This is a genomic window from Streptomyces sp. 3-6 (assembly GCF_056323165.1).
Genome location: NZ_JBWHZP010000030.1, coordinates 1 through 22,995 on the forward strand (window position 1 = coordinate 1; position 22,995 = coordinate 22,995).

A 22,995-nucleotide genomic window follows, 5' to 3' on the forward strand; every position below is an offset into this window, starting at 1 on the left:
TGAACAGACCCGCGTACGCGAAATGCTCAACTACCTGGCCGCCGCACTTCCGCCAGGTGTCTCGCCCGCCGCACGCCTGCTCGCTCTGCAGTGCGCCCTGCGCATGAACGCCACCATGCACGTCCGGCTGCCCCAGGGCATCCCGCGCAGCCTCCGTCTCAACGGCCCCGGCCCGTGGCACGAGTTGGAACACGTGCGATGGCTGCGTATCGCCCCCGCATGCTCCGCCGGCGAGGTCGTCGCCGAACTGCTCGACATCACAGTGCTCGGCCAGGCCCCAGCCCGCCCAGACCGTGTGCAGGCCGCGGACTGGGCGCTGCGCGCTGGCTCCCCGGCCGGGGCAGAGGCCACTGGGTCACTGCTGCAACTAGCCGTTGTCTACCTCGCGGCACATACCGATCCCGAAACTGGCTCCGGCCTGACCGAACTCGACCAGATGACGCGCGCCTGCGGAACGCACCCCACGGAGCTGCCCGACATGCTCGACCGGCTGGTCCGGACCGGACTGGTCAGGTCATGGCAGGCCTGCCCGGACTCCGGGGACCTGCACTGGACCTGCCGGTGGGCCGATCCTCAGGCCGCGCGCCTGGCCGTCGCGAGGTAGGCGAACAGTTGCTCCTTGGTCACCGGGATAGCGGGCTACGCGGGACGGGGGCAAGCGGCCATTCGCTGCGCGGACTCGCGTCGACCGCGTCGAAGCCGAGCTCTTCGTAGAGACCGGCGACGAACTGGCAGCTTCGAGAGGGGCGCTGGCGCAGGTGAGCGCGCGGCGGTTCGGCGAGCCGGCGGGCGCTCCGTCCGCGCTTCCGACCAGGTAGAGCTCGACGGAGGTGCCGCCGCGGCGTGCGCGCCCGGCCAGCTGCATGAGCCCGACGAGGATGGCCGCCAGGACCTCAGCCTTGAGGACCCGCAGGTCGGTGCGCAGCGGCAACTCCCGCTGGCGGACCGAGGCGGTTGCGCTGAGGGGCGAGCATGCCGGCGGGATCGGCGCTGACGGTGCCAGCGGCGATGCCGCAGGCGTTGATACTCGCGTACATGGCGGCCGGCTCGACGCGAGGCCCCGCTCCAGCGAGACGGACGATAGAGACCTCGGCGAGCCCGATGCGCCTGACACACGCTCACTGCTGCGGCTGCGGCTGCGGCTGCGGCTGGGGCTGGGGATGGATAAAGACAAGTTTTGTGGTTTCCAGGCCCTTTGAGCCCGGTAGCGGTCATGCTGGTCCAGGGACGCGCGTGATGCGGGGGTGGAGGGGGACTTGCCGGATCAGCCTGACTTGTTCTCCGTGCAGCAGGAGGACGACGCGGAGGGTCTAGAACACATACCGCCATTCGTGGCACCGGTCGCTGCTGCACCGAGCGCAGTGACACGCGATCCGGTGGCACTGCGCATCGCCGAGGCCGTCCGGGACGTGTTCGGCGACTTCGGCTCCGAACACGGCCTGAGCCGCGGGGAGATAGCCCAGGCCTGCGCCGCGGTGGCCTCCGCCGACGAGTTCGATTCAAGATTCCGGATCTTCATCAAACTTCGTCTGCTGGAGTCGCTGCACGGCAAGTCATACGACCAGCGGTATGTGTTCAACCCGACCAGCGGTGCCGCACTGCTGGTGTACGAGCGCCTGGGGGAGGCCGGCGGTGTCCAGGAGATCACCATGCTGCTGGACCGGGCCCGCGAAGGCCTTCTGAACGGCTCCCTGACCGAGGAACAACTGGCCGCCAAGATCGCCCAGGCCCGGCGGAGCCTTGCGAACTACACCAACCACCTGCTGCGGCTGGTGCGCACCAGGCCCATCGAAGAACTGCTCGGCCAACGTCACCACCACGCCCACACCACATCGCTCGAGGAAGCGAAACACCTCGTCCATGCCGTCGCCGAGCAGTACCCCGCACTGCGTTCCGGCGGCACCCGCCTGATCCGGGAAGCCCTGCGCTACACAGGAGCCGTCCACGAGTTCCACGACCGGCTCATGCAACATGCGACCACCCGGCGCGACTTCAGCATGCTCCTACCCGAGCAGTACCTGACTGCGGCCCTTCGCTCCTCCACGGAAACGCTCGCGCAGGTGTTCGCCACGACCGTCTTCGATCCGCCCCACGTCCAGATCACCACGGGCCAGATCCTCACCGCTGCAGCCGACCACCAGCCCCCGCCGCCGCGGCAGCGCCTGCCGCGCCCCCCGACGCAGCCGCCCGGCCCGGATCCGGTCGAGACCGCACGCGCCAAAGCCGCGCTCGCACGGCAGCGGCGAGAGGCCACCGTGACCCTACTCATGGCCGGAAAGGACGAAGCCGACGTCACCGCCCGCCTGCGTGCCCTGCCCTGGCAGGCAGCGGTCAAGCACCTGGTCGACATGCTGCGCGCCGCAGCCGACCCCGCTATCCCGCTCATGCTCGACATCTCCCGCGAGGTCATCGTGGACGCCGCAGGGCCGGTCACCTACGCCTCGCCGGTGACCGTGTACCGCATTCCCGACAGCCCACAAGACATAAACGACGACACCGAAGCCGCACCGCAGAGCCCCCATGAGTGACCCCTACCTGCTGGCACGGGCCCGAGCCCTGCGCACGGTCCCTGTCCCGGCGGACCGCGCAGAACTCACCCAGCTGCGCTGCGCCGCCGACGATGTGGAGCGCCGGCTGGTCGATGTCGTCACCCCCGACGGGACCCAGGAGCTGATGACCGGCTGGGCTCCCGATGTGGAACCGGCAAGTGGCGCGCTGGGCGACAACGACGTCCACCGAACCGCCTCGACCGTCCGCCTGCTCACGCTGGCCTGCTGCATCCGCCACTGCTGGCCTGACCCCAGCCAGCCGCTATATCCGGGACAACCCGCCGCACAGCAGGACGTCCTCGCCGCCCTGACTCCTCTCCAGGACACCCTCGCGCCCCGCGACGGGGCGGCCGTGCTGGCGCAGACCGGGCACTTCCTGACGGCCCTGCGGTTCCTGCGCGCATGCGGACACCTCGCGGCAGACGGCGGCGACGGCATGATCCGCCTCGGACCCATGGTCGCGCTGTGGTCCGAGCGCGATGTGGCCGAACTACGCAACGGTTACGACATCCTGCCCGCTCCGAGGAAGAAGTGAGCCCGTGGACGTACCGGCACTGCAAGCCCTGTCCCACAACCGGCGGGCCGACGTCCGAGCGGCGGTCTGCGCCGTGGAGACCGCCGTGATCCCCGTACCGTCCCTCCACTTCCGTGCCCTCGCCGAGATCCCGCTGCGCATCGTGGTGGAACAGGTGCTGGCCGCATCCGGACGCACCCTGCTCGCGGTCGGCGGCGGCTACCTCTCCGGTTACACCGACGAGATCAGACAACGTCTGGCGCACGAAGGAATCGGAGTCCTGCCGCGCGACGACCGCGCCGTCCTCACCTTGATCCTGCTGTTCAGCGTCGCCATTCCCCGAGCGTCCGGCACCGCCCTGCCCGAGCAGTTGTGGACCCAGGGCACCCCCGTGCCCAGGGACCAGCTCAAGGGCTGCCAGGTGTCCGACGTCGTTCTCACCAGCGCGCTGCAGCGCCTCACCGACGCCGACCTGGTCCGGCGGACCAGAACGGGCTACGTCCTGGGCCACCAGTTTCTGCGGCTGACGGCGGCTGTGGGCGCCGAACTGTTCGAACAGCTGATCCTGCTCGCCGATCCCAACAGTGCTCTCGCCGAATCGATCCGTCGGCGCCGCGCCCGCCCCACCGCGCCGACGGCCACTGCTCTTGATCACGAGGTGCACGACAGATCATGACCACCCCGCCCCCCTCCGACCCGTCCCGGGGCATCGTCGGCGACCGCCAGCTCATCGCTGTCCAGGCCTTCGACATCGCCCGGCTCACGGCACACGCCGTCCCGATCGTCCCGGAGACCTTCATCGCCGTCTCCGGTATCGGCCCCAAGGACGACTCGAACGGATCCGGCAAGACCAGCTTCCTCATCGCGGTCTCCCTGCTGCTGGCCGATCCGCAGTGGCGCCTGGAGACCAACGGGGGTCGGCACGCCAGCGGCATCCTGTTCCGCCCCGACGCAGCAGGCGTCGACCAGGCTCACCAGGCGTCCCCGGTCACCCACGGCTACATCGTCGGCGTCTTCGCCCACCCCGACGAACCGGCCGCGAACCCCCTGACCGTCTGGGTCCGCATCGCGACCACCACCCCCTACCTGCAGGCCAACTGGACTGAAGGCCTGCACGTCGCCGACGCCCCCACCGATCACGAGCGCAGCATCCAGGCCGACGCCCTGTGGCGCGAGCTGGGCACCCGCCAGCTCCTGTCTGCCCGCGCCATGGCCGAGAAGCTCTACGGCACCGCCCCGCGCTGCCTCACCTACCTCGACACCGCCCTGCGCCCGCCCGTGCCCTCACTGCTCAGCCAGCAGCTGACCGAGATGGAGCCCCACGACATCGGCCGGTCCCTGATCGCCCTGTCAGGCATGACCCCCCTGCTGGAGGAGGAAGACGACCTGCGCGGCCAGGCCCTGCAGCATCGGATCAGCCTCGAGAAGGCCCAGGCCGAGCACACCCAGGCACTGCTCGCCGAAGAACAGGTGATGAGCGGTGTGCGCGCCCGCGAGACCGCCCGCCTCGCCCTCCAGCGCGGCCACGAGGCATGGCACCGCTACCTCGCGGCCTCCTACCGCGACGCCCACCACAGTGACCAGCGCGTTGCCGCGCTCATGGAGGGAGAGCAGCAGGCCGCCGAGAAAGCCGCGGTCCTCGTGCAGGATGCCGAGGACCGTCTGAACTTGCTCGGGTCCGCCGAAGAACTCGCCGCCCAAAAAGGCGCAGCCCACCAGGCATGGTCCGACGCACGACAACTTGTCGGCGAACTGTCCAGGAAAATGACGGAGTTGACTACGCAACAGGCGATGCTGCGGAACCGGCGGGCCACCCTGCTGCCTGCGGCGCAGGGCTGGGACGGCAGCGACTGCACCGCCACTGCCGCCCGCCTGGACCAACGCCAACGCGAGCACGCCAAGGCAGAGCTGCAATGCGACGAGGCCGAGAGCGCCCTCACCCATGCCCGCACCCACCTGCACGACGTCGAGCAGGGCCGCAGCGGTCAAGCCGGCCGCGCCATCGATCTGCTGGGCGAACACCGCATTCCTGCGCACGGCCTGCTCGACCAGCTCAACGTAGACGAGGGCGTACGCCCGGAGTGGGAACCGCGCCTTGCCCCCTGGCAGGACGCGATCGTCGTCGAACCCGAGCACGAAGACACAGCCCGGCGCCTGCTGCATGCCGCTCTGCCCGGCGCCCAGATCATCTCCTCCGACACCGGGCAGAAAGCCCTGCCCGAGGGCATTCACAGCACCCTGAACGTGACCCGCTTCCTCGCCACCCTCCAACAGCGCCTGATTCCCTCGTCCGACGGCTTGGCCGTCCGTGACCAGGCACTGGCGCTGACCGTGACGGGCGGCTTCCCCACCGCCCTGGCCGGACGCAAAGCCCAACTCCGACAGGCCCGCGCCAACCTCGCAGCCGCAGAACAAGCCTGCACCGAGGCCACCGAAGCCATGACCGCGGCCACCGCTGCCCTCACCCTGGCCCAGACCCTGCACGCAGCCGCCCAGGCGGCTGAAGAACTCGCACACCTTGGCACCCAGGAGAACGACCTCCAGGCCAAGATCGACGACCTTGCCAGCCGCTCCGCCAACGCCGCTCGCGACGAGCAGGAGTTCCAGCAGGTCTGGCAGGAGGCCGTGGCCCGGCACGCCTCCCACAAGCAGCTCCTCACCAGCGCAAAGCTCACCCTGGAAGCGGCCAGCAAGGCGCTCAAGGAACGCCAGCGCAACCTGGCCGCCCTCGAACGCCAGCGCGAGCAGGTCGCCGCCGCCCAGTGGCAGCAGCAGTGGGGCGCAACCCTCGAAGACGCCACCCGCCTCCTGGACCAGACATCGGACCAGACCCGTTCCTCCCGGCCGGCAGCCCTGCGCCGACAATCGGAAGACCAACTGCGCCGGGCCTACGAGCACTACGGCGTTGACGGCACCTCAGGCGCGGACGTCAGCCAAGACCTCCGCACGGGCCAGGAAATGATGCAGTCCTTCGCCGACACCGATCCCGCCGGCCTCCCCTCCCTCACCTTCGCCGACGTAGCAGCCCCGCTGGACAACCGCCTCGCCGGCCATCGGGACCAAGACGAGGTCGCCGCAGCGCGCATCACCCACGACCAGCACGCCCGGCAGCAGGCCATCGCAGAACTCACCGACGGCGTCACCACCAGCGCCCGCAACCTGGAAACCCTCCAGGACATGATCGAAAAGCACCTCGACGGCCTCTTCGCTCAGATCAGCGCCGCATTCCACGACCTCGACCTGCGCAGCGACGGCCACGGAGCCAAACTCGAGCACATCAGCATCCGTCCCCAGGGCGCCGGGGACTGGCAGTGGCAGGTCATCCCACGATGGAAACGCTCCCGCAGCGGCGGATACGTCTCCTACCGAGAAAACGCCAACAGCGCCCAGGTCAAGGTGCACGCCATCCTGCTCGTCCTCGCGGCGCTCCTGGCCGACTCTCACACCCAGGGCAGGGTCCTGATCCTGGACGAACTCGGCAATAGCCTCGGAGAAGTCAACCGCAAGGACATGCTCGCTGCCCTACGCGACGTCGCACGCGACCAGCACCTGACCATCCTCGGCACCTGCCAGGACAGCGTCCTCGCCGACGCCGCCGACGTCTGTGGGGAACTGCTGTGGTTCGTCCACGCATCAGCAGCCGACATCATCAACCAGCCCACCAGCGCATGGGCCTTCGACAGCAATGGTGCCCGAACCCAACTCACCGAAGACTGGATCACCGCAGGACGCGCCCATGCCTGACCTCACTCAACGACCTCCTCTCCTCATCGGCGAGGCACACGGCCGCGAGACCGTTCCCCTGCGCAACCTGCCGCCAGGCATCACAGCCGTCACACTGCCGCGGATCACCAAGGACAGCGACGACACCATCCACGTGCGCGTCCCCCGAGACCGCCGACGACGCGTCAGCCCCCGGCAGGTCGACCTTGTCGCCGACCACCCCGTCAGCCCCTACGACCCGCCACCCACCCTGACTACCCGACAACTGATCAAAGTCCTGCAGACCAAGACCGCCAAACGCTGGCCCACCATCCAGGCCGACCTCGGCGACAACGCCTGGCAGATCGTGGCCGACCTCATCCGCTGTGGCGCCGTCATCCTGCGCTGCGACGTCGTCAACGCCACCGGCTACAGTCCGCGCTCATGGACCCTGACCCGGTCATGGGCCGAACTCGCCGAGGACAAACTCGCCGAACTCCAGGGCCGCCAGCATCCTGAGGACCTGCACCGCGAGCTCCTCGACATCATGTCCGGCATCCCTGAGCTCGCCCATGAGCACGCTCTGCTGGCCACGACGCCGCCCGGCCGGGTCCTGAAGATCCCCGAAGGCACCGCCACCAGGGCCGAGGACTGGCGCGTATACGAGATCGCCATCCGGGCCGCCGGCGTCTGGTGGCCCGCTCAAGGCGCACCGCGCAAGATCACCGCGAAGGAGCTCGCCGGACGCAGCCTGCGCGACACCAAGAGCGCCTGGACCCCCGCCCGGCAGCAGGCCTTCTCCAACCTGATCGGCGTCCCCTTCGATCAGGCCGTCGACAAGGCCGACACCGAACTACGCATCCGCGGCCCCCTGCAGTGGCGCGTCGGTACCGTTATCGCCGACGCGGCAGCCTGCCGTCCCTGGCTCGCGCTTCCCGCCCGCGGTGTCTGCGCCCTCGGCATGATCTCCTGCGACGCCCGAGGCGTCTTCCTGGTCGAGAACGAGGACACCTTCGAACAGGTCTGCAAGATCCCGGAGATCGCCGACACCTGGCTGTGCATCTGGGGCAAGGGCTATGCGACCGACGGCCTGGCCGAATTCCTCCGCGGCCTCGACGGCCTGCCCCTCGCGGCATGGGGCGACCTCGACGCCCACGGCATCCGCATCATCGGCAACCTCGCCGACCGCATCGGGCGGCCCGTCACACCCGTCGCGATGACCGTCGACCTCTACCGGGGCGGCACCAAGTACCGTCAGGAGCCCACGAAACCGAAGGAGAACCGCAAGCTCGCCGCCCAGCTGGCGTGCGACGGCATCGAGGCCCTGCGCGACCTGGCCGAAGAGATCGCCCGGACCGACGGGCACGGCTGCGAACAGGAGACGCTCTACGACGAAGTCCTCCCCGCACTCCCCGGTCTGCTAAAAGCCGTGCACGTGTCCGGCAGCTCCTGACCTCCCAGAAGCGGGCAGCGGCCAGCAGGTCGGTTCGGGCCGGGCGTGTCCGGCTCCAGCCTTCCTGCTCCAGCCGGTGGCCTGCTGCGAACACGGCATCAACACCCTGCCGCGTCTTTGGCGCAGGGCGAGTGCCTCGCTGCGCACGGCTCAAGGGACGAGGATGCCAGCGAGCAGGGACAAGTCGAGCTGAGGCAGACGTCCGGCGTGCGCGCGCAGATGCCGGGCTTCGGCCAGCATGACAGGGGAGAACACGCTCTCCCTGGGCGAGCAGGCCATCAGACGGTGGTGGGCGCGGGCCCCGGCCAGCAGCGGGCGTGCCCAGGCAGGCACGGCATGCAAAGGGCAGTGCCGATGGCCGACCCCGTGGAGCTTGATGACGCAGACGTCGCCGGAGATGTCGAGGTCGCGGGTGAAGCGCAGGCTGCCCAGACCGGCCCGTGTGAAGGCCAGTACGCTTAGAGCTCCGGCGATGAGCGGGTGCGCGAGAGCGGCCAGAGCGGTGGCCTCCTCGGACGCGATCTCGAGGGCAGGGGCGGCTTGGTCGAGCTGCGCCGTGGCCAACGCACCGGCGCAAGGGTGAGCCCGCCGCCCGGGCCTCGTCGACGCGGCCCTGGTCCCGCGCGGCTGCGGGGTGGGTGACTGCCCCGTAGCCGTCGCCGCCGCTCCCGTGATCGCCGGGGGAGCGGGAGGGAAGGAGGGGCGCGCGGGTATCGGTCCCGGCTCGGCGAGGAGCGCCTTGAACTGGGTCCGGCCGCTGATGCGGCGCTCCACGCGGGCCAGCGCCGGCGGCAGTCCGCGCGGGGCCTTCTGCCACAGCAGCGTCAGCTGAGCCCCCGTCGACTCGCGCCAGGCGAGCAGTTGGTCGATGCGCCGAATGGTCAGCAGATGGGCCCGGGGGACCACAACGTGCCGCACCCCCATTGCGACGCCCCAGGCAGCCGCGGCGAGCCAGGCCGCGTTCACCGAGTCCAGCCACACATCGGGGGAGTCGGGCCCGGGGGCCAGCCGCTTGCCCAGCGCATACAGCATGTCGTGCGCCAGCGCGGCCGGACTTGCGCTGGCCGGCGTCGGCTGCACGGTGATGCGGCCTTCCCCGGGACGGTGGGCCTGCAGCGCCGCCCGCGTGTAGAACAGGTCATCCCGCTCGTCCACCACGATCGTCACGTCGCTGTACGCCACTGCCACAACCCTCTCCTGGCCGCGCGCCGCCACACCGCCCCGGACCGGCCAGGCGCCAGGCCGGTCCGTACGGCGCACGGTTGCCGGCGGCGGCCCGGGCTTGCCGGGCCGCCGCGCCTGCGTGGGCGTTGCTACATGCCGCCGAGCTTGCTGTACACCCAGTTGACGAGGTCCTGCTTGACCTCGGTCAGCCCCTTCTTTTTCATGCCGTTGAGCATGTGCTTGGTGATGGTGGCCCAGTTGCGGAAGTTGCCGTGGGCCGCGGCCCGGTCGATGTTGCGGATCATCTGCGGGTCCACCCCGGTCCACAGGGGGTGGAACGCCGGCAGTGTGCCGACGACTTCGGCCTCGGGCATGCGCGTGAACTTCTGCCAGATGAAGATCCGTGACGCCAGCATCGGTTCACGCTTGAGGACCTTGTAGCAGCCATCGCCGCCGGCGAAGATCACCGCGATGTCGGTGTTGCGGTCGTCCCACAGGTGGCGCCAGTACTCGAACGAACTGCGGCCCATCCACTGGGCCTCGTCGCACACCAGCACCCGGAACGTCTGCGACAGCGTCTCCTTCAGGAGCGTGTCGAATTCGATCGGCCGGGTCGGCGGTTCCCCGGGCAGCCCCAGGGCGTGAAACAGTCCGTGGCGGATGTCGCGGGGGGTCGGCCCCGAGCGCAGCTCCAGGCGGTAGGTGTTGTCGGGGGCGATCTTGCGCAGCGCCGAGTTCACCGACATCGTTTTGCCGTATCCGGCCGCTCCGTAGGCGACCATCATGGCCTTGGCATCGATCGTCGCCTGGACGTCGTCCAGGGTCGTCATGAGCGCGTCGGTGGCCACCAGGTGCGCATCGAGGCGGTGGAAGTGGTCCTCGTCCTCTGCGGGCAGCCTGCCGTAGTCCATGTCACCGCTCACGCGTTCTCCTCAGGGGTGTCGTCCTCCGGCTCGTCCGCGGCCGGTGGGATCGGGCGGGCCCAGCCGTCCGGGACGGGCTGGTGCGGGATGTAGCCGGGATCGGCCCGCCGCAGGTCCGTGGCAGCCGAGTCGGCAAGTTCTGCCTCGGCCTCCGCCTCGGTCAGCGCACCCAGACGCTCGGGCGGGGCGGCGGTGGTGACGGCCTCGAAGCGCTCGCGGCGCAGCCGTGCCGCGGCCTTCATGTCCGCGCGAAGCCGCCGCGCCTTCGCGGTGCGGGCGCTGCGGACCTTACGGACCTGCTCCTCGCTGGCCGCCTCGGCCAGAACGGCGCTGCCCAGGTGTACGCCGTCCAGGCCGAAGACCTCGATGGTCAGGTCGTGGTGGGGCAGGTGGCGCACCGCGACACGGACACCGGCCTGGCCGACCATCCAGGGGGCGATGTAGTGGCGGTTGCGCCACCGCACGCCCTGCGTGGTGATGGTGCGGGTGCGGCCGTCGTCCTCGAGCCCGAAATGGGCCAGCTGTTCGGCGGGAACGTCATGCAGGGGAGTGGGATCGCACGACCACGCCTGCATCGGGGTACGGCCGCCCAGCGCCCTGGGCTGGTGCTCGGTGTTCCACCAGTGCACCCACTTCAGCAGCAGTTCCACGAACGCCTCGAAGGAGAGCGCGGGCTCGTCCGGATCCGCGGTACGCCCGCCGGTGAGTGTCTGCCGGTGCACGTAGCGCGGCATGGAGACGAACAGCATCTCCTCGACCGCACCGTTGAGCGCCTCGATGGTGCCCTTCAGATGCGGGCTGTAGGCGGGAAGATCGACGACGGGAACGGCGAAGGCGCCCAGGGCCGAGGCCACGGTGGCACACAAGAACTCCTTGCCGCGGTCCACCCGGATCAGGCCCGGCAGGCCGCCGGCCGGCCCGAAGGGCTCGGCACGGTCAAGGGCCATCCGCAGGGCCGCCAGCACCGCATCCGCGCTGGGCGCATGAGGCGTCACAGCCACCCCCGTGATGACTTTGGTGTGGCAGTCGATGAACCAGGTCACCCAGGGCTGCACGAACTGGTCCTCGAGCAGCACCCGCACGGGCACACACTTGTGGTCGCCCTCCCAGGCGGCGTTGCGGTGCGCGGGAGGACGCTGTGCGAACACGTCGAAGGCCCGCCGGGCGGCCTCCCCCTTGGCGAGCCCGGCCCGCTCCCCAAGAGTCAGGTCCCGGCGCAGCGCCCGGTGGATCGTCGACAGCGACGGGGCCGCAGGCAGCCGGGGATCGGCCAGGGCCCCCTGCTTGAGCTCGCGGTGCACGGCGGAGGCGTTGCCTCCCCACAGCACCAGCAGCCGCCGGATCTCCGGGGTGACGCTGAACCGTGTCCGGGACGCCGCGTCGACGCGGCCGGTGGCGCGCGCCGTGGCGACCCACCGCCACACCGCCCGCTCCGAGCGGCCCACGGCCGTGGCGACCAGCTTCACGTGTGCGCTGGTCAGCTCGCCGCTCTGGTCCAGCGACAGCAACCGCGGCAGCGCGGCCAGCCGCCCCGAGCGGGCGGTGAACACCGCTTTGCCGGCACCCTGCGTGCCTGCAGAAGAGTCATTCATGCGGTCTGCTCCTTAAATGGATACGAAGCGCGGAAGGCCACAAGTGCCGCGCTTCCGCAGGGCGTTGGCGGTGTCCGGGCAGGACGGTGCGGGCGGCCCCTGGGCCGTCGCCAGGGCTGTGAGGCGGCGTCATGCCAGGGGAGGCGGGCACGGCCCAGCCGTCAGCCAGCGCCGGGTGCGAGCATCAGCACCTTCGCCAGGAAGGGGGGCGTGTTCCTCACAGCCCGGCTGCCCGAGGAGCACTCGTGCGCCGGGATACCGGGGAGGACCCGGCCCGGCCGCCCTGCTGCGGCGCCGTCGGGTGGACGGCTGCGGTCGGCGCTGAGCCAGTTCTTGTCAGCGCCGGCCGCAGGCATGCAGGGGGGCCCTGTGATGCGCCGGGAATGGAAGTACCGGGCCTGCCGGTCACCGCAACGCGGAGCCACCGGCGCCCGAAGAGGCTGTTCGGGGACTGGGAGATGGGCTCCTCGGCGACTGTGGTGGCCGGTTTGGTACTGCTCAGGTGTTTTCCAGCAGGCGCTGGATCCCGTCGTGGATGGCTGCGGTGCGTTGTTGCGGTGTGAGCCAGGCGGCCGTGGAGCCCTGGCCGGTTTTGTTGATGAGTAGGACGTTGTCGACGACCTCGGCCACCGGGAACAGGTGGCTGATGAGGATGACCCTCTTGTCCTGGGCCACGCTGTCGCTCAGGACGGCGAGGGTGTCGCCCAGGCGGATGTTGTCCAGAGAGCCGAAACCTTCGTCCAGGAACAGGCTTTCCAGCTTGTTGTGGCTGGTGTTGTGGAGTTCGACGAGCGCCAGCGCCAGCGCGAGGGAGCTCTGGAAGGTCTCTCCGCCGGAGAGGGTCTCCGGGTCGCGCGCGTGATTGGTGGCGCGTTCACAGATCTGGAAGTCATCGGTGAATGCGTAGTCACCCATGGAGATCTGCCGGAGGATCCTGCTGCCGTGCCTGAGCAGCGCATGGGTGCGCTGATCGGTGAGATAGGTGAGGAACTTCCCGTCGGTGAGCTGGTCGCTCACGCTCTTCCACACCGCGGCCTGCCGGCTGGCGGCTTCGAGGGCGGTGCCCAGCGCGTCGGCGTAGGGGATTTGGGACTGTGCGGTGCGCAGATCGGCCTTGGCCGTCTCGTGCGCGCCTTCGGCTTGGATGGTCTTGCGGCTGAGCGGGTCGAGGACGGCGGGGGCGAGCAGGTCGCTCTTCTCGGGCACCGGGAAGCCGGGGTCCGGGTCCGTCTCGTCGGCGGTGGCGCCGGCTTGGCGGATCAGCTCCTTCTCGAATGCGCGGACCTCGTCGTCGGCGTGCTGAGCGGCCTGCCCGAGAGTGCCGGTCAGACGCTGATGCAGCGAGGTGAGGGCCATGCAGTAGGTGTCGACGGCGGCCAGGTCGCCTGCGTCCGGAACGGGAGGCAGGTCGGGGGACGCCTCGGCCTCGAGAAGACCTGTGGCATCGGTGGCCGTGTCCGCCCAGCGCTCCAGCTGTTTGATGAGCTTGCGTGTGGGGGTCTCGACGGTGCGCCGGCGGCGTGCGTCCAGGGCCTGCAGGTTTTCGCTGTGCAGCGTGAGGGCCTTCTGGGCGTCGTCACGCTCCAGTGTCCTTTGCTCGAGCCGTTCGAGGCGCTGGCCGGCCGCCTCCTTAGCGGAGGCGATGTCCTGCAGGGAGGGCAGTTGTGATGGGGAGGGCTGGGCGGGGCGGATGGAGGGCGGCAGTTCGCTGACCTCCGTCAGCACACTCGCCAGCTCGGTCTCGTACTGCAGCCGGGTCTTGTCCAGCCGTTTGCGCTCACGCTGCAGGCGGCCGCGCTGACGCTTGAGCTCGGCCCGGGCCGCCTCGTTCTCGGCCTGCGCCGCCCCCAACTGCGCCTGGGCGCTTGTGTGGGCCGCGAGGGCCTCACCCTCTGCGTCGCGCAGCGGCTGGGTAAGTGCTTTGACCGCACGGGTGATCTGCGCCCGGCCTACTGGTTCGCCCTCGGCGAGGGCATGCACCTGAGCCGTCGTCTGCCGGCCCAGCGCGTCCAGGGCGGTGGCCGTGGCGGGAGCACCGGCCGGGTGTACCGCATCCACCAGCTCCTGCACCTGGAGCAGCGCCGCGTCCATGCGCTCGCGGGCGGCCAGGTGTCCGCGGCGGTGCTTTTCGACCTTCCGCTCGGTTCCCTGCAGCTGGGCGGCCGCTTCAGCCTTGGCCTCCACCGCCGCTTCGACGGCGTTCGAGCGTGTGGTGACCTTGCGTTTGGCCTGAGTAAGTGCCTTGCCGTCCAACAGCGGCGGGGGAGCGAAGTCGCTGGGGACGGGCTGGGTGCACACCGTGCAGGCGTCCCCGGGCGCCAGACCGGCACCCGCCGCGTGGGCCGCCTCCCTGCGCTGCAGCGCTGCGAGGTCGTCCTGGGCCGCTTCCAGAGCGCCGCGCAGCTTCTTCAGCTCGCTCTCCAGGCCGGCGCTGTGGCCGCGCTGTTCCTCCACCGTCTCGAGCGTCGTGCGCTGTGTCTGCACATGCCCGGCCGCGGCGTTGGCCTCCTGCAGCGCTGCCCGGACGGCCTCCTGGACCTGGTCGGTGTGCGTGCGCGCCTCGCTCACCATGCGCTCGGCCCGGCCGGCGGCCTCGACGAGGGCCGCGTTGCGCTGCTCGTGCTCTTCCAGTTCCTGTCGTGCCTGCGTGTGCTCCTGTTCGTGCTCGTCGTGCTGAAGCTGCTCCTGCTTCAGCCGCTGTTCGACGGCGTCCAGGCCGGCTGCACGCTCCGGCAGGCGGGACAGGACAGCGAACGCGCTGGACAGGGAGCGGAGCGTGTCACCGGCCTGTGCGGCCGTATCCAGCGCGCCCTGCGCCGCCTCCAGCTTCGCGGCCAAGTCGCGTCCGGTGGTCTCCTGCTCTGCTGCCTCGGCATCGAGTTCCCTCTTCTTCCGCGCCAGCGCGGCCATTGTGATGCTCGAATCCGCAACAGCGCGCTCACGCAGCAGCCGCGCCGCTTTGTCCAAGCCCGTCTTGCGGTGCTTGTGCTCGACGGCCCGGCTCTGGGCCGCGCGCAGCGCATCCAGTCGCTCGCGCCGGCGGGCCGCGATACCCCGGGTGCGTTCTAGATCCAGCAGCGCCTGGGAAGCGGCAGCATGAGGATCCGGCAGGAGAAGCGCACGGGCCCTGGTTCCCTCGGTGATCTGCGTATTCAGGCGCTCCAGTCGCACGCCGGCCCGTTTGCGTACACGCTCGAGCTCGTTGATGCCGAAGATGTGCCGCAGGATGTCGGCACGCATGGCCCTGGGGGCCTTGAGGAGGGCGTCGAACTTCCCCTGGCGCAGCAGGACCGTGCTGACAAAGCCGTCCCAGTCCAGCCCGATGATCCGGGTCACCGCCTGCGTCACCGCGGACTTGCCGTCGACCCGCAAGTCGGCGCTGTCATCGGCCAGGGGCTCGAGCACGGCCTGCGGCCCCTTCTTGCCTTCCGCATGCAGGGTGCGGCGCACACTCCACTCGCGGCCGTTCGCCGAAAACTCGAACGCCACGTCCATGCTGGGGCATCCCTTGCCGATCAGCTCGTAGGCGGCCTTGGGGTCCTTGGACCACGAACACGTCCCGTACAGGGCGAAGATGATCGCCTCGAGGATGGTGGACTTGCCCACGCCGGTGTTACCCAGGATGGCGAGCAGGCGCTTGCCGGTGAAGTCGATGCTGCAGGTGCCGGCGTAGCTGCGCACGCCCGTGAGGGTGAGCTGCAAGGGCTTCACGACGCCTCCTTCCAGGGATTTTCCAGCGCGGCGCGCAGCTGTTCCTCGGCCGGGACCGGGGTCAGCGTCTCGTCGTCGAGTTCGTTGAGCAGGTGGAGGAAGGCGGTGACGGTCGACTCCGCGGCATCTGCGTCCACTCCCTCACGGGCCAGGTAGGCCCGGAACGCGTCGGGGAGTTCCGGCTCATCGCCCAGGTCACCGTCCAAGACGGCGCCGGCGGCATCTTCCCGGGCCGGGGCCGGGTTGATGAGGATCGCGTTCGGGACGATCTCGGCGATCTTCTGGCTGAGGAGCCCGTCGGGCTCCTCGCCGGTGATCACCGGTTTGAGGAAGGTCCCGTCGTACTGGTCGGCCGCGGCCTTCAGTTCCTCGAGGGGTCCGGTGAAGTGGGTCAGCCGCCGGCCGCTGGAGAGCCGGCGCGGCAGCACCCGCACCGGCCGCCCCGGGTCGGCGTCGACGATCACGACGCTCTTGGTCTCGTCGGCTTCACCGAAGTCCATGGCCAGCGGGCTGCCCGCGTAGCGGGCGGCGAACTTCAGGCCCTCGATGGCCTGCGGGCGGTGGATGTGTCCGAGAGCGGCGTATGACACCACCGGAAGATCTTCGGGAGGGGTCTCGAAGGCCTCGTCCACGGCCCGTTCGCTCGGGGAGGTCCGGGCGCCTTTGACGAACACGTGGGCCGTGAACAGCAGAATGTCCCGGTCGGGGTCGTACCCCTCGTGCAAGGCCTCCGTCAGTTCCCCCTGCAGGCCGCGCATCGCCTCGGCGTAGTCGGCATACGACGTGCCGGAGGTGGAATCGCGCCGCCAGAACCGGTTCGGGTGCACGAAGGGCAGGACAGCCAGCCGGATGCGCTGCTCACCGCCGCAGGCCTCGAAGGTCATCACGCCCCCGTCGTGTGCCGGGCGGAGCCGGTCGACGAAGAACAGGCCCCGGCCGCAGGAGGGACCGCTCACGAAGTGGAGGAACTCCAGGTAGTGGGGGGAGTCGTGGTTGCCGGCCACGACCACGGTGGGGGCGATGGCGGCGAGTTCGCGCAGGGCGCGCATTGCGCGGAACATGTCCCGGACGGTGGGACGGGAGGAGTGGAACAGATCGCCGCTGTGGACGATCAGGTCCGGCTGGCTCTCCCGGGCGATGGCCACAATCTCGGCCAGGACGGCATCGAAGTCCTCGTCGCGTGGATGCCCGTGCAGGATGTGGCCCAGATGCCAGTCGGAGGTGTGGAGCAGTCTGCTCATGCCTTCATGCGCCCTTCTGGAAGCGAGGCGTAGGAGGGCACCGGTGGTGCCTTATGAGCCCGGGACTGTACACCAAAATAACTGGAGCAAAACTGGGCGTCCCGAGTGACTGCTAGCATCCCGGCATGGACGAGCATCTGATCGCTCTCGAGGAGCGCATGCAGCAACTGCAGGAGGCGGTCCGGCAGGCGCTCACGCAACACGATACTTGCCAAGTGCGCCTTCTGGGTGCGGAAGTGACACGCACTCAACATGCTTGGGATGTTCTGTGCGGGCTCAGTGCCGCCCCGGACGCGGTCCGGCCGGAGTCCGCGCCGACGGTCACCGAACCCCACCGGGACGCACCCCTGCGCGACCGGGCCCCTCACATGCCGCTCTTCGCAAATACCTGGAGTAAAACTGGAAGCCCCGAGTGACTGCTAGCATGCGGGTATGGACGAGCATCTGGTCGCACTCGAGAAGCGCATGCAACAGCTGCAAGAGGCGCTCCGGCAGGCGCTCACACAACAGGACAACGCCCAAGTGAACGTCCTGGGTGAGGAGCTGACACGCACCCGGCACGCCTGGAACGTGCTGTGCGGGCTCAGCGATGTCCCGGAGGTGGCCCAGCCGGAGGTCCAGCCAGAGATCCGGCCCGAGCCCGCGCTGGCAGTCGTCGAGCCGAACCAGGGCGTGCCCGTACGCGACCAGGTCCACCAGGCGCTGGCCCTCCTCACCGTCCCCGCCTCGCCCAAACTGCTCAGCCAGGTCCACCAGGCGTTCTTCTCCAGCCCGCTGAACACGGCACGCATGACCACCCTGCGCCGCGACGAGGAACGCTCCTTCCGCTCCGCCCCCTACGGCCGCGCCTACTACATCTGCCCCGCGCTGACCTCCGACCTTCTCTCACCGGCCCGCGCGCTGCTCGCCCTGAGCACCTGGCCACTGGAGCAGCGCCTGGTGGGACCGCTCACCCAGCGCGTCCACTTCCTCACGTCGGCCCTGCGGCTCGCGGACGCCGCCGAACACCTCGCCGGCGAGGCCGGGATGCCGCAGCCCGTCCAACAGCTCCTGCTGCACTACAGCCGCAACATCCACGGCGACACCCCCCGGGGCCCGCTCGACCTGGACGCGCTGCGCCGGGCCGCCGCAGCGGAACTGGCGATCCACGCCGACGACGACGCCGACACCCGCGCCGAAGCGGCCCAGCGGGCACGCCAGCAACTCGGCGACGCGGAGCAGATCTTCGGCAATATCCTGCGCAACACCGCCCGCCTGCGCCGTACTTCGTAAACCCACCCCTGCAACCAGCACAGCTGTGCCCTGTCCCGCCAAGGAAAGCAGTGAGCTTGCTCGACGCACGACTGGGCGCATTGCGCGGAACCGCCCCGCCCATCCCGCACAACGCACGCACTCTGGCGGCGCTGACCGCCAACCCGAGCTGCGACCGCCGCTCCCTGCTGGACGCGGCCGGCATCGACAAAGACGCCCTCGCCGCCCATCTGGACCTCCCGCGGCCGCTGAGAAAATCCCAGCTCGCCCTCGACTACGGCATCGCCTTCGAGCGCAAGGTCACCGCCCAGGCCGGAGCCCCCCTGGTGCCGCTGCTCCGCAAAGCCCTGGGCCTGACCCTGCCCGAGGTGTCCTACGAGGACGTCAACAGCGTCGGCAGCGATGACGACAAGTCTTCCCCGCAACTACGCCACGCCCGCACCCGCTCCCTCATCCTCAGCGCAGCACACCGCAGGTCGGACCCCCGCACCCTGCTCGACCACCCCGTACTGCGTCTGACCGTCGCCGGCCACCAGGTCTACCTCGAGCCCGACGTCATCGCCTTCCAGCTCGACGGGGTCTTCCACGTCGTTGAGATCAAATCCTTCCCCGTCATCCACGGACAGCCTGACCCTGTCAAGGCCACCGCAGCACTGACCCAGGCCGCCGCCTACGTCCTGGCTCTGCGGGAACTCCTCGCCGGCGACGGCCTCCCGCCAGACCGTGTCTCCGACACCGTGATCCTGGTCAACCCGCGCAACTTCACCCGCCACCCCACCGCCACGCCCTTCAGCGCGCACAAGCAGATCAAGAACCTGAGCCGCCACCTCGGCAGGCTGAGGCGCCTGCCCGAACTGCTGGACAACCTTCCCCCGGGCACCACCTTCGACCTGGCGCCCGGCCCCGACCAGAGACCGACCCGGCCCCGCGGTGAACTCGTTGCCGCACTCGTCACCGTGCGGCCGCACTACACCCCTGGCTGCCGCCACCACTGCGACCTGTCCTTTCACTGCCGCACCGAGGCCCTCAACCAGGGCAGGACCGCTGCCCTGGGCACCGCAGTCCGCGACGACCTCGCGGGAATCGACACCATCGCCAAAGCCCTGGACCTCGCTGACGGACGCATGCACCCCTCACGGGACCAGCAAGACATCACCCAGGCCCTGCGCCACGCACAGCGCATCCACGCAGACCTCCACACGGACACCGCATGATCCAGCTCACCTCCCTCCTTCGGATGCGCGCCGCCCACACCGGCAACGCCCAACGCGCCAGCCAACTGCGCCACCTCCACCTCAGCGACCAGCCGCTGATGCTGCTGGCGCTGAAGCAAACCGGCCCCGCCGCACGACCGCTGGCCGTCATGCTGGGCACCGACCCGCACCGCCCCCAGCTCCTGGTCGCGCCGCCCTCGGGCAGCACCGGCCCCATGCTCGCCGCCCTGGCAGACACGGTCACCGCCTACATCAACGCCTGCCAGCGGCACCGCGAACACCTGCCCGCCACCAACAACAAGCCGGCACGCTGGCGCTACACCGACGCCCCCCAGATCCTCGTCCCCAACCCCCAGACCGTGCAGCACCTGAAAGACCTCGGAGACGACCTGAGGTTCCGCAGCGTCGACGACCAGGCTCCCGGCTCCCGGGCCGTCCAGTGCCTGGGACACTGGCTCACCTATCTCACCGACCGCGCCGACCTCCCCGGCTCAGCCGCCCTCATCCCCATGACCAGTTTCCTCGGCATGCACTGGATCAGCGGCCAAAGCCCCCTCGAGGACGAGGACCTGGCCACCCTGCTGGCCTGGATCGACCCGCCCCGCCACGCAGCCTCGGGACGCGACGCCGCACTGGAGGCAGAAGACCCGGCCACCCACCGTCCGGCGGGACCAGCCACCGACGCCCCCTTCGACAACGACCACCTGGCGCCCCTGTTCGACGCCTATGCCCGCGCCCGCCGCCGGGCCTTGGACCAGGAGCAGCCCCGCACCCTGCAAGAACTCGACCGTCTGCTGGCCACCTACCTGCAGCCCACCTGGGATTTGATGTGGCAGGCCTACACGCTCCTGCAGGCCCTCCCAGAAGCCAAGAGCACTGCACGCCGCTGGGACCACGAACGCACCGTATTCACCGACGAATGCACCTACCTGACCCAGGACGGACGCCCCCGTCCGTCCCGCGACAATGCCGTTGCCGCCGCCGTCCGCCTGGCCCGCATGGAACACGCAGCCGTCGCCTTCGCCGCCGAACGCACCGCCGAAGACCCCTTCGTACGGGCAGAACTGCGCACCACCGGCAAAGCCTTCGGCGGCACCGTCACCACCATCGACGCGGAACACACCCTGCGCGGCCCCAGTGGACGTACCCAATGGCGGCCCCGGCTCACCGTGTCCACCCCGGACCCCGTGCCGATGGAACCCGGTCAGCTCCTGGCCTGCCACACCTACCGCAGCGCCCGCTACAAGATCTGCGAGGTCACCCCGGCCGACGGCGACACTCTCGTCGAACTTGAGATCACCGCCGGCATGGGCACCATGGACCGCCCCAACCACGCCGTCCTGCCCGACGCCGGCGCCTTCCTCGTATTCACCATCGCACCCGCCCCCTACCGGATGCCTGAATTCCCCGCACGAGAGCAGACACCCTGGACCCACGGCGGGCCTCCCGCCGACCAGCCGGACCACAGCAACGAGGGCGAGGGCGAGGAAGAACAGTGACACCGCCTGACCGGCAGTCGCCGCAGCAGCAGATGGACCAGGCCGCCCGCGCCGTCCTGGAGCAACTGCCCACGCTCACCCACCGCGGACTCGTCGTGGACTCCCCGCCCGGCGCTGGCAAATCCACCCTGGTCGCCCGAGCCGCCGACACCCTCGCGCAATCCAGCACCCCCTGCCCCGTCATCGCCCAGACCAACAGCCAGGTCGACCACCTCGTGCGGCGATTCGCCCGGCACCACCCGCACCTGAGAACCGCCCGGCTCACCGCAACGGATTACACAGTCCCGCACGACCTGCAGGCACATCCCGGCATCCGCATCGGCACCCGCATCGAAGTCCTCGAAAAGACGGCCGACGTCATCGTGGGAACCGCCATGAAATGGGCCACGGTCACCGACCGCCGATGGCCATGGGCGATCATCGACGAGGCCTACCAGATGCGCTCCGACACGCTTTTGTGGACCGCCGGCATCTTCGAACGGGCCCTCTTCGTCGGAGACCCCGGCCAACTCGACCCCTTTTCCGAGGTCGCAACCGACCGCTTCCAAGGCCTGTCCCACGACCCCATGAACAGCGCGGTCGCCGTCCTGCTCGCCAACAACCGCGACCTGCCCGTCCACTCACTGCCCGTGTCCTGGCGCCTGCCGCCCTCAGCCGTCCCCCCGATCAGCAACGCCTTCTACCCCTCCACGACCTTCCACGCCGGAAGCAGTGAAGCCGACCGAACCCTCACGTTCTCCCCTCTCGACATCCGCACCCCCACCGACGAGGTCATCGAGCACGCCGCCCGAACCGGATGGGCACTGTTCGAACTACCGGCCCGCATCACCGGCCAGCGCGACATCGAAGCCTTCCAGACCACCCTCGGCATCGCCGACCGGCTGCTGACCCGACGCGCCATCACCACCTGCGAGGAAACCCCCCAGGGGCACGCCCTGCAGCCCGGTGACATCGCCATCGGCACCGCCCACCGCAGCCAGGCTCACGACATCCGCGCGCTCCTGGCCCGCCACTACCCCCAACTGCACGGCGTCACCGTCGACACCGCCAACCGGCTCCAAGGCTGCGAATTCCGCGTCACCATCGTCCTGCACCCCCTCTCCGGCCGCGGCGACGCCTCCACCTTCCACCTGGAAGCCGGCCGCCTGTGCGTCCTCACCTCACGCCACCGCCACGCCTGCATCGTCGTGGCCCGCGCCGGCATCGCCGAACTCCTCGACGCCCACCCCTCCAACGATCCCGCACGCCCCGGAGCCGCCTCCAAGGTCGCCGACGGCTGGGAGGCTAATCACGCAGTCCTCGCCCACCTGACCCAGCACACCATCTACGCTCAGGCACAGCCCCGTCGCTGGCGCGGATGAATAGGTCGCCGCACGCCTGCCACATGAAGGCGGGTTGATGGGAGCGTCGTCGCTGGGGCGCCCTCAGTCCTCGTCGTCGAGGGTGTCGTCGGCTGATTCGTGGTGGACGTTGACGCCGGCTCGGCAGCGCGCGGCGCCGATCGTGTCGTGCAGCCGGGCGAACAGGTCGGGCCGGATGAGTAGATCAGCTCCCGCGACCGCGGGCAGGAGTGGTTCGTAGTTTCCGTCGTGGACGAGGCGGCCGTGCCACTGGCGGCAGATCATTGCCTCACCGGTGGCGTCGCTGAGGCTGAACCCGCAGATTCCCTCTGTGGGTTCAAGGCCGAGTGCGGCCACGACGCTGGCTGCGGGTGCGAGTACGTAGACGGGCAGGCCGAGGCCGCTCAGGGTGCGAGGGCGAGGCGTATCGATCAGGCCAGCGGTTCCAGCGTCAGTGAGGGCCGTCAAGGCCTGGTCTGCGGCACTGATGTGCTCGGCTGCTAACTCGGTTGTAAGGCCGAGTCCCAGGCGCCGCCACGGGCTGGTCCACAGCTGCCAGGGGGCCTGGCAGGCGGGTAGTGTGCCGGGCGGCGGGTCGTCGTCGAGGGCCTCCAGGCCGACGGCGATCTGCAGTTGGCGGGCGGGCTGATCCGGGTATCGGCGTGCAGGAGTGCGCTGCCGCTCGAACAAGCCGATCTGCACCCAGCCCTCGTGCGGACCTTCATCCACGCGAGCAAAGGCCATGGCGTTTCCCGGCAGGGACCGCAGGCCCGCGACCGAAGCGAAGCCGGAAGGCGGCCAGGGCTTGTCCGCTTGATGGCTCTCACTGAACCACGGTGCTG

Annotated in this window: 17 protein-coding genes and 1 pseudogene; 12 read left to right on the forward strand and 6 right to left on the reverse strand. The window is 69.8% G+C overall.

Features of this window, described 5'->3' with window-relative positions; translation table 11 throughout:
* From AC02VZ_RS24885 to AC02VZ_RS24915, 7 genes and pseudogenes are all read left to right on the forward strand, one after another.
* Positions 1–604, forward strand: a pseudogene (locus tag AC02VZ_RS24885) (hypothetical protein); the annotation flags it as partial.
* Positions 605–917: 313 nt separating this feature from the next.
* Entirely contained in the window at positions 918–1,199 is a 282-nt protein-coding gene (locus AC02VZ_RS24890; RefSeq protein ID WP_476476440.1) for a hypothetical protein, read from the forward strand.
* 177 nt (positions 1,200–1,376) lie between these two features.
* Positions 1,377–2,528 (forward strand): hypothetical protein, encoded by a 1,152-nt coding sequence (locus tag AC02VZ_RS24895; protein WP_476476441.1) that lies wholly within the window; start codon positions 1,377–1,379, stop codon positions 2,526–2,528.
* Positions 2,521–3,084, forward strand: coding sequence for a hypothetical protein (locus tag AC02VZ_RS24900; RefSeq protein WP_351115476.1), 564 nt, complete (start codon positions 2,521–2,523; stop codon positions 3,082–3,084). The genes AC02VZ_RS24895 and AC02VZ_RS24900 overlap by 8 nt, the downstream gene beginning before the upstream one ends.
* A 4-nt stretch (positions 3,085–3,088) precedes the next feature.
* A complete protein-coding gene (locus tag AC02VZ_RS24905; RefSeq protein WP_351115475.1) occupies positions 3,089–3,739 on the forward strand; it encodes a hypothetical protein in 651 nt (216 codons plus the stop codon).
* A complete protein-coding gene (locus tag AC02VZ_RS24910) occupies positions 3,736–6,807 on the forward strand; it encodes a coiled-coil domain-containing protein (RefSeq protein ID WP_476476442.1) in 3,072 nt (1,023 codons plus the stop codon). Before AC02VZ_RS24905 ends, AC02VZ_RS24910 begins: the two co-directional genes overlap by 4 nt.
* A complete protein-coding gene (locus AC02VZ_RS24915; protein ID WP_476476443.1) occupies positions 6,800–8,218 on the forward strand; it encodes a Wadjet anti-phage system protein JetD domain-containing protein in 1,419 nt (472 codons plus the stop codon). The genes AC02VZ_RS24910 and AC02VZ_RS24915 overlap by 8 nt, the downstream gene beginning before the upstream one ends.
* A 150-nt stretch (positions 8,219–8,368) precedes the next feature.
* On the opposite strand, the gene AC02VZ_RS24920 is transcribed toward AC02VZ_RS24915, so the two are convergent.
* The 5 genes from AC02VZ_RS24920 to AC02VZ_RS24940 all read right to left on the reverse strand — a co-directional run bounded on the left by AC02VZ_RS24920 (position 8,369) and on the right by AC02VZ_RS24940 (position 16,849).
* Complete coding sequence (locus tag AC02VZ_RS24920; protein WP_476476444.1) at positions 8,369–9,400, reverse strand: hypothetical protein; 1,032 nt, start codon at positions 9,398–9,400, stop codon at positions 8,369–8,371.
* A 131-nt stretch (positions 9,401–9,531) separates the two neighbouring features.
* Positions 9,532–10,305, reverse strand: a complete 774-nt coding sequence (locus AC02VZ_RS24925) for an AAA family ATPase (RefSeq protein WP_078968246.1) — start codon at positions 10,303–10,305, stop codon at positions 9,532–9,534.
* Complete coding sequence (locus AC02VZ_RS24930) at positions 10,302–11,897, reverse strand: transposase (RefSeq protein ID WP_476476445.1); 1,596 nt, start codon at positions 11,895–11,897, stop codon at positions 10,302–10,304. Before AC02VZ_RS24930 ends, AC02VZ_RS24925 begins: the two co-directional genes overlap by 4 nt.
* Positions 11,898–12,395: 498 nt before the next feature.
* On the reverse strand, positions 12,396–15,608 hold the full coding sequence (locus AC02VZ_RS24935; protein WP_476476446.1) for an AAA family ATPase: 3,213 nt from the start codon (positions 15,606–15,608) through the stop codon (positions 12,396–12,398).
* A complete protein-coding gene (locus AC02VZ_RS24940; RefSeq protein ID WP_351115466.1) occupies positions 15,605–16,849 on the reverse strand; it encodes a metallophosphoesterase family protein in 1,245 nt (414 codons plus the stop codon). Before AC02VZ_RS24940 ends, AC02VZ_RS24935 begins: the two co-directional genes overlap by 4 nt.
* A gap of 125 nt (positions 16,850–16,974) precedes the next feature.
* Here AC02VZ_RS24940 and AC02VZ_RS24945 point away from each other — a divergent pair, with 125 nt between their 5' ends.
* From AC02VZ_RS24945 to AC02VZ_RS24965, 5 genes are read left to right on the forward strand one after another with little or no spacing between them, the layout of a single operon-like run.
* A complete protein-coding gene (locus tag AC02VZ_RS24945; RefSeq protein ID WP_476476447.1) occupies positions 16,975–17,265 on the forward strand; it encodes a hypothetical protein in 291 nt (96 codons plus the stop codon).
* A gap of 16 nt (positions 17,266–17,281) precedes the next feature.
* Complete coding sequence (locus AC02VZ_RS24950; RefSeq protein WP_053644345.1) at positions 17,282–18,121, forward strand: hypothetical protein; 840 nt, start codon at positions 17,282–17,284, stop codon at positions 18,119–18,121.
* Positions 18,122–18,177: 56 nt separating this feature from the next.
* Positions 18,178–19,314, forward strand: a complete 1,137-nt coding sequence (locus AC02VZ_RS24955) for a hypothetical protein (RefSeq protein WP_344420741.1) — start codon at positions 18,178–18,180, stop codon at positions 19,312–19,314.
* The gene (locus AC02VZ_RS24960) at positions 19,311–20,813 is read left to right on the forward strand and encodes a hypothetical protein (RefSeq protein ID WP_351115464.1); all 1,503 of its coding nucleotides are present in this window, start codon (positions 19,311–19,313) and stop codon (positions 20,811–20,813) included. Before AC02VZ_RS24955 ends, AC02VZ_RS24960 begins: the two co-directional genes overlap by 4 nt.
* Positions 20,810–22,174 (forward strand): AAA domain-containing protein, encoded by a 1,365-nt coding sequence (locus tag AC02VZ_RS24965; RefSeq protein WP_476476448.1) that lies wholly within the window; start codon positions 20,810–20,812, stop codon positions 22,172–22,174. The genes AC02VZ_RS24960 and AC02VZ_RS24965 overlap by 4 nt, the downstream gene beginning before the upstream one ends.
* Before the next feature lie 63 nt (positions 22,175–22,237).
* Here the strand turns inward: AC02VZ_RS24965 and AC02VZ_RS24970 are convergent, their stop codons facing one another.
* Positions 22,238–22,897, reverse strand: coding sequence for a hypothetical protein (locus AC02VZ_RS24970; protein WP_053644351.1), 660 nt, complete (start codon positions 22,895–22,897; stop codon positions 22,238–22,240).
* Positions 22,898–22,995: the final 98 nt, after the last annotated feature.

Excerpts from the sequence above, each read along its gene's own strand:
- AC02VZ_RS24900 (WP_351115476.1), top strand. The coding sequence starts at position 2,521 with ATGAGTGACCCCTACCTGCTGGCACGGGCCCGAGCCCTGCGCACGGTC.
- AC02VZ_RS24910 (WP_476476442.1), top strand. The coding sequence starts at position 3,736 with ATGACCACCCCGCCCCCCTCCGACCCGTCCCGGGGCATCGTCGGCGAC.
- AC02VZ_RS24915 (WP_476476443.1), top strand. The coding sequence starts at position 6,800 with ATGCCTGACCTCACTCAACGACCTCCTCTCCTCATCGGCGAGGCACAC.
- AC02VZ_RS24930 (WP_476476445.1), bottom strand. The coding sequence starts at position 11,897 with ATGAATGACTCTTCTGCAGGCACGCAGGGTGCCGGCAAAGCGGTGTTC.
- AC02VZ_RS24940 (WP_351115466.1), bottom strand. The coding sequence starts at position 16,849 with ATGAGCAGACTGCTCCACACCTCCGACTGGCATCTGGGCCACATCCTG.
- AC02VZ_RS24945 (WP_476476447.1), top strand. The coding sequence starts at position 16,975 with ATGGACGAGCATCTGATCGCTCTCGAGGAGCGCATGCAGCAACTGCAG.
- AC02VZ_RS24950 (WP_053644345.1), top strand. The coding sequence starts at position 17,282 with ATGGACGAGCATCTGGTCGCACTCGAGAAGCGCATGCAACAGCTGCAA.
- AC02VZ_RS24960 (WP_351115464.1), top strand. The coding sequence starts at position 19,311 with ATGATCCAGCTCACCTCCCTCCTTCGGATGCGCGCCGCCCACACCGGC.
- AC02VZ_RS24970 (WP_053644351.1), bottom strand. The coding sequence starts at position 22,897 with ATGGCCTTTGCTCGCGTGGATGAAGGTCCGCACGAGGGCTGGGTGCAG.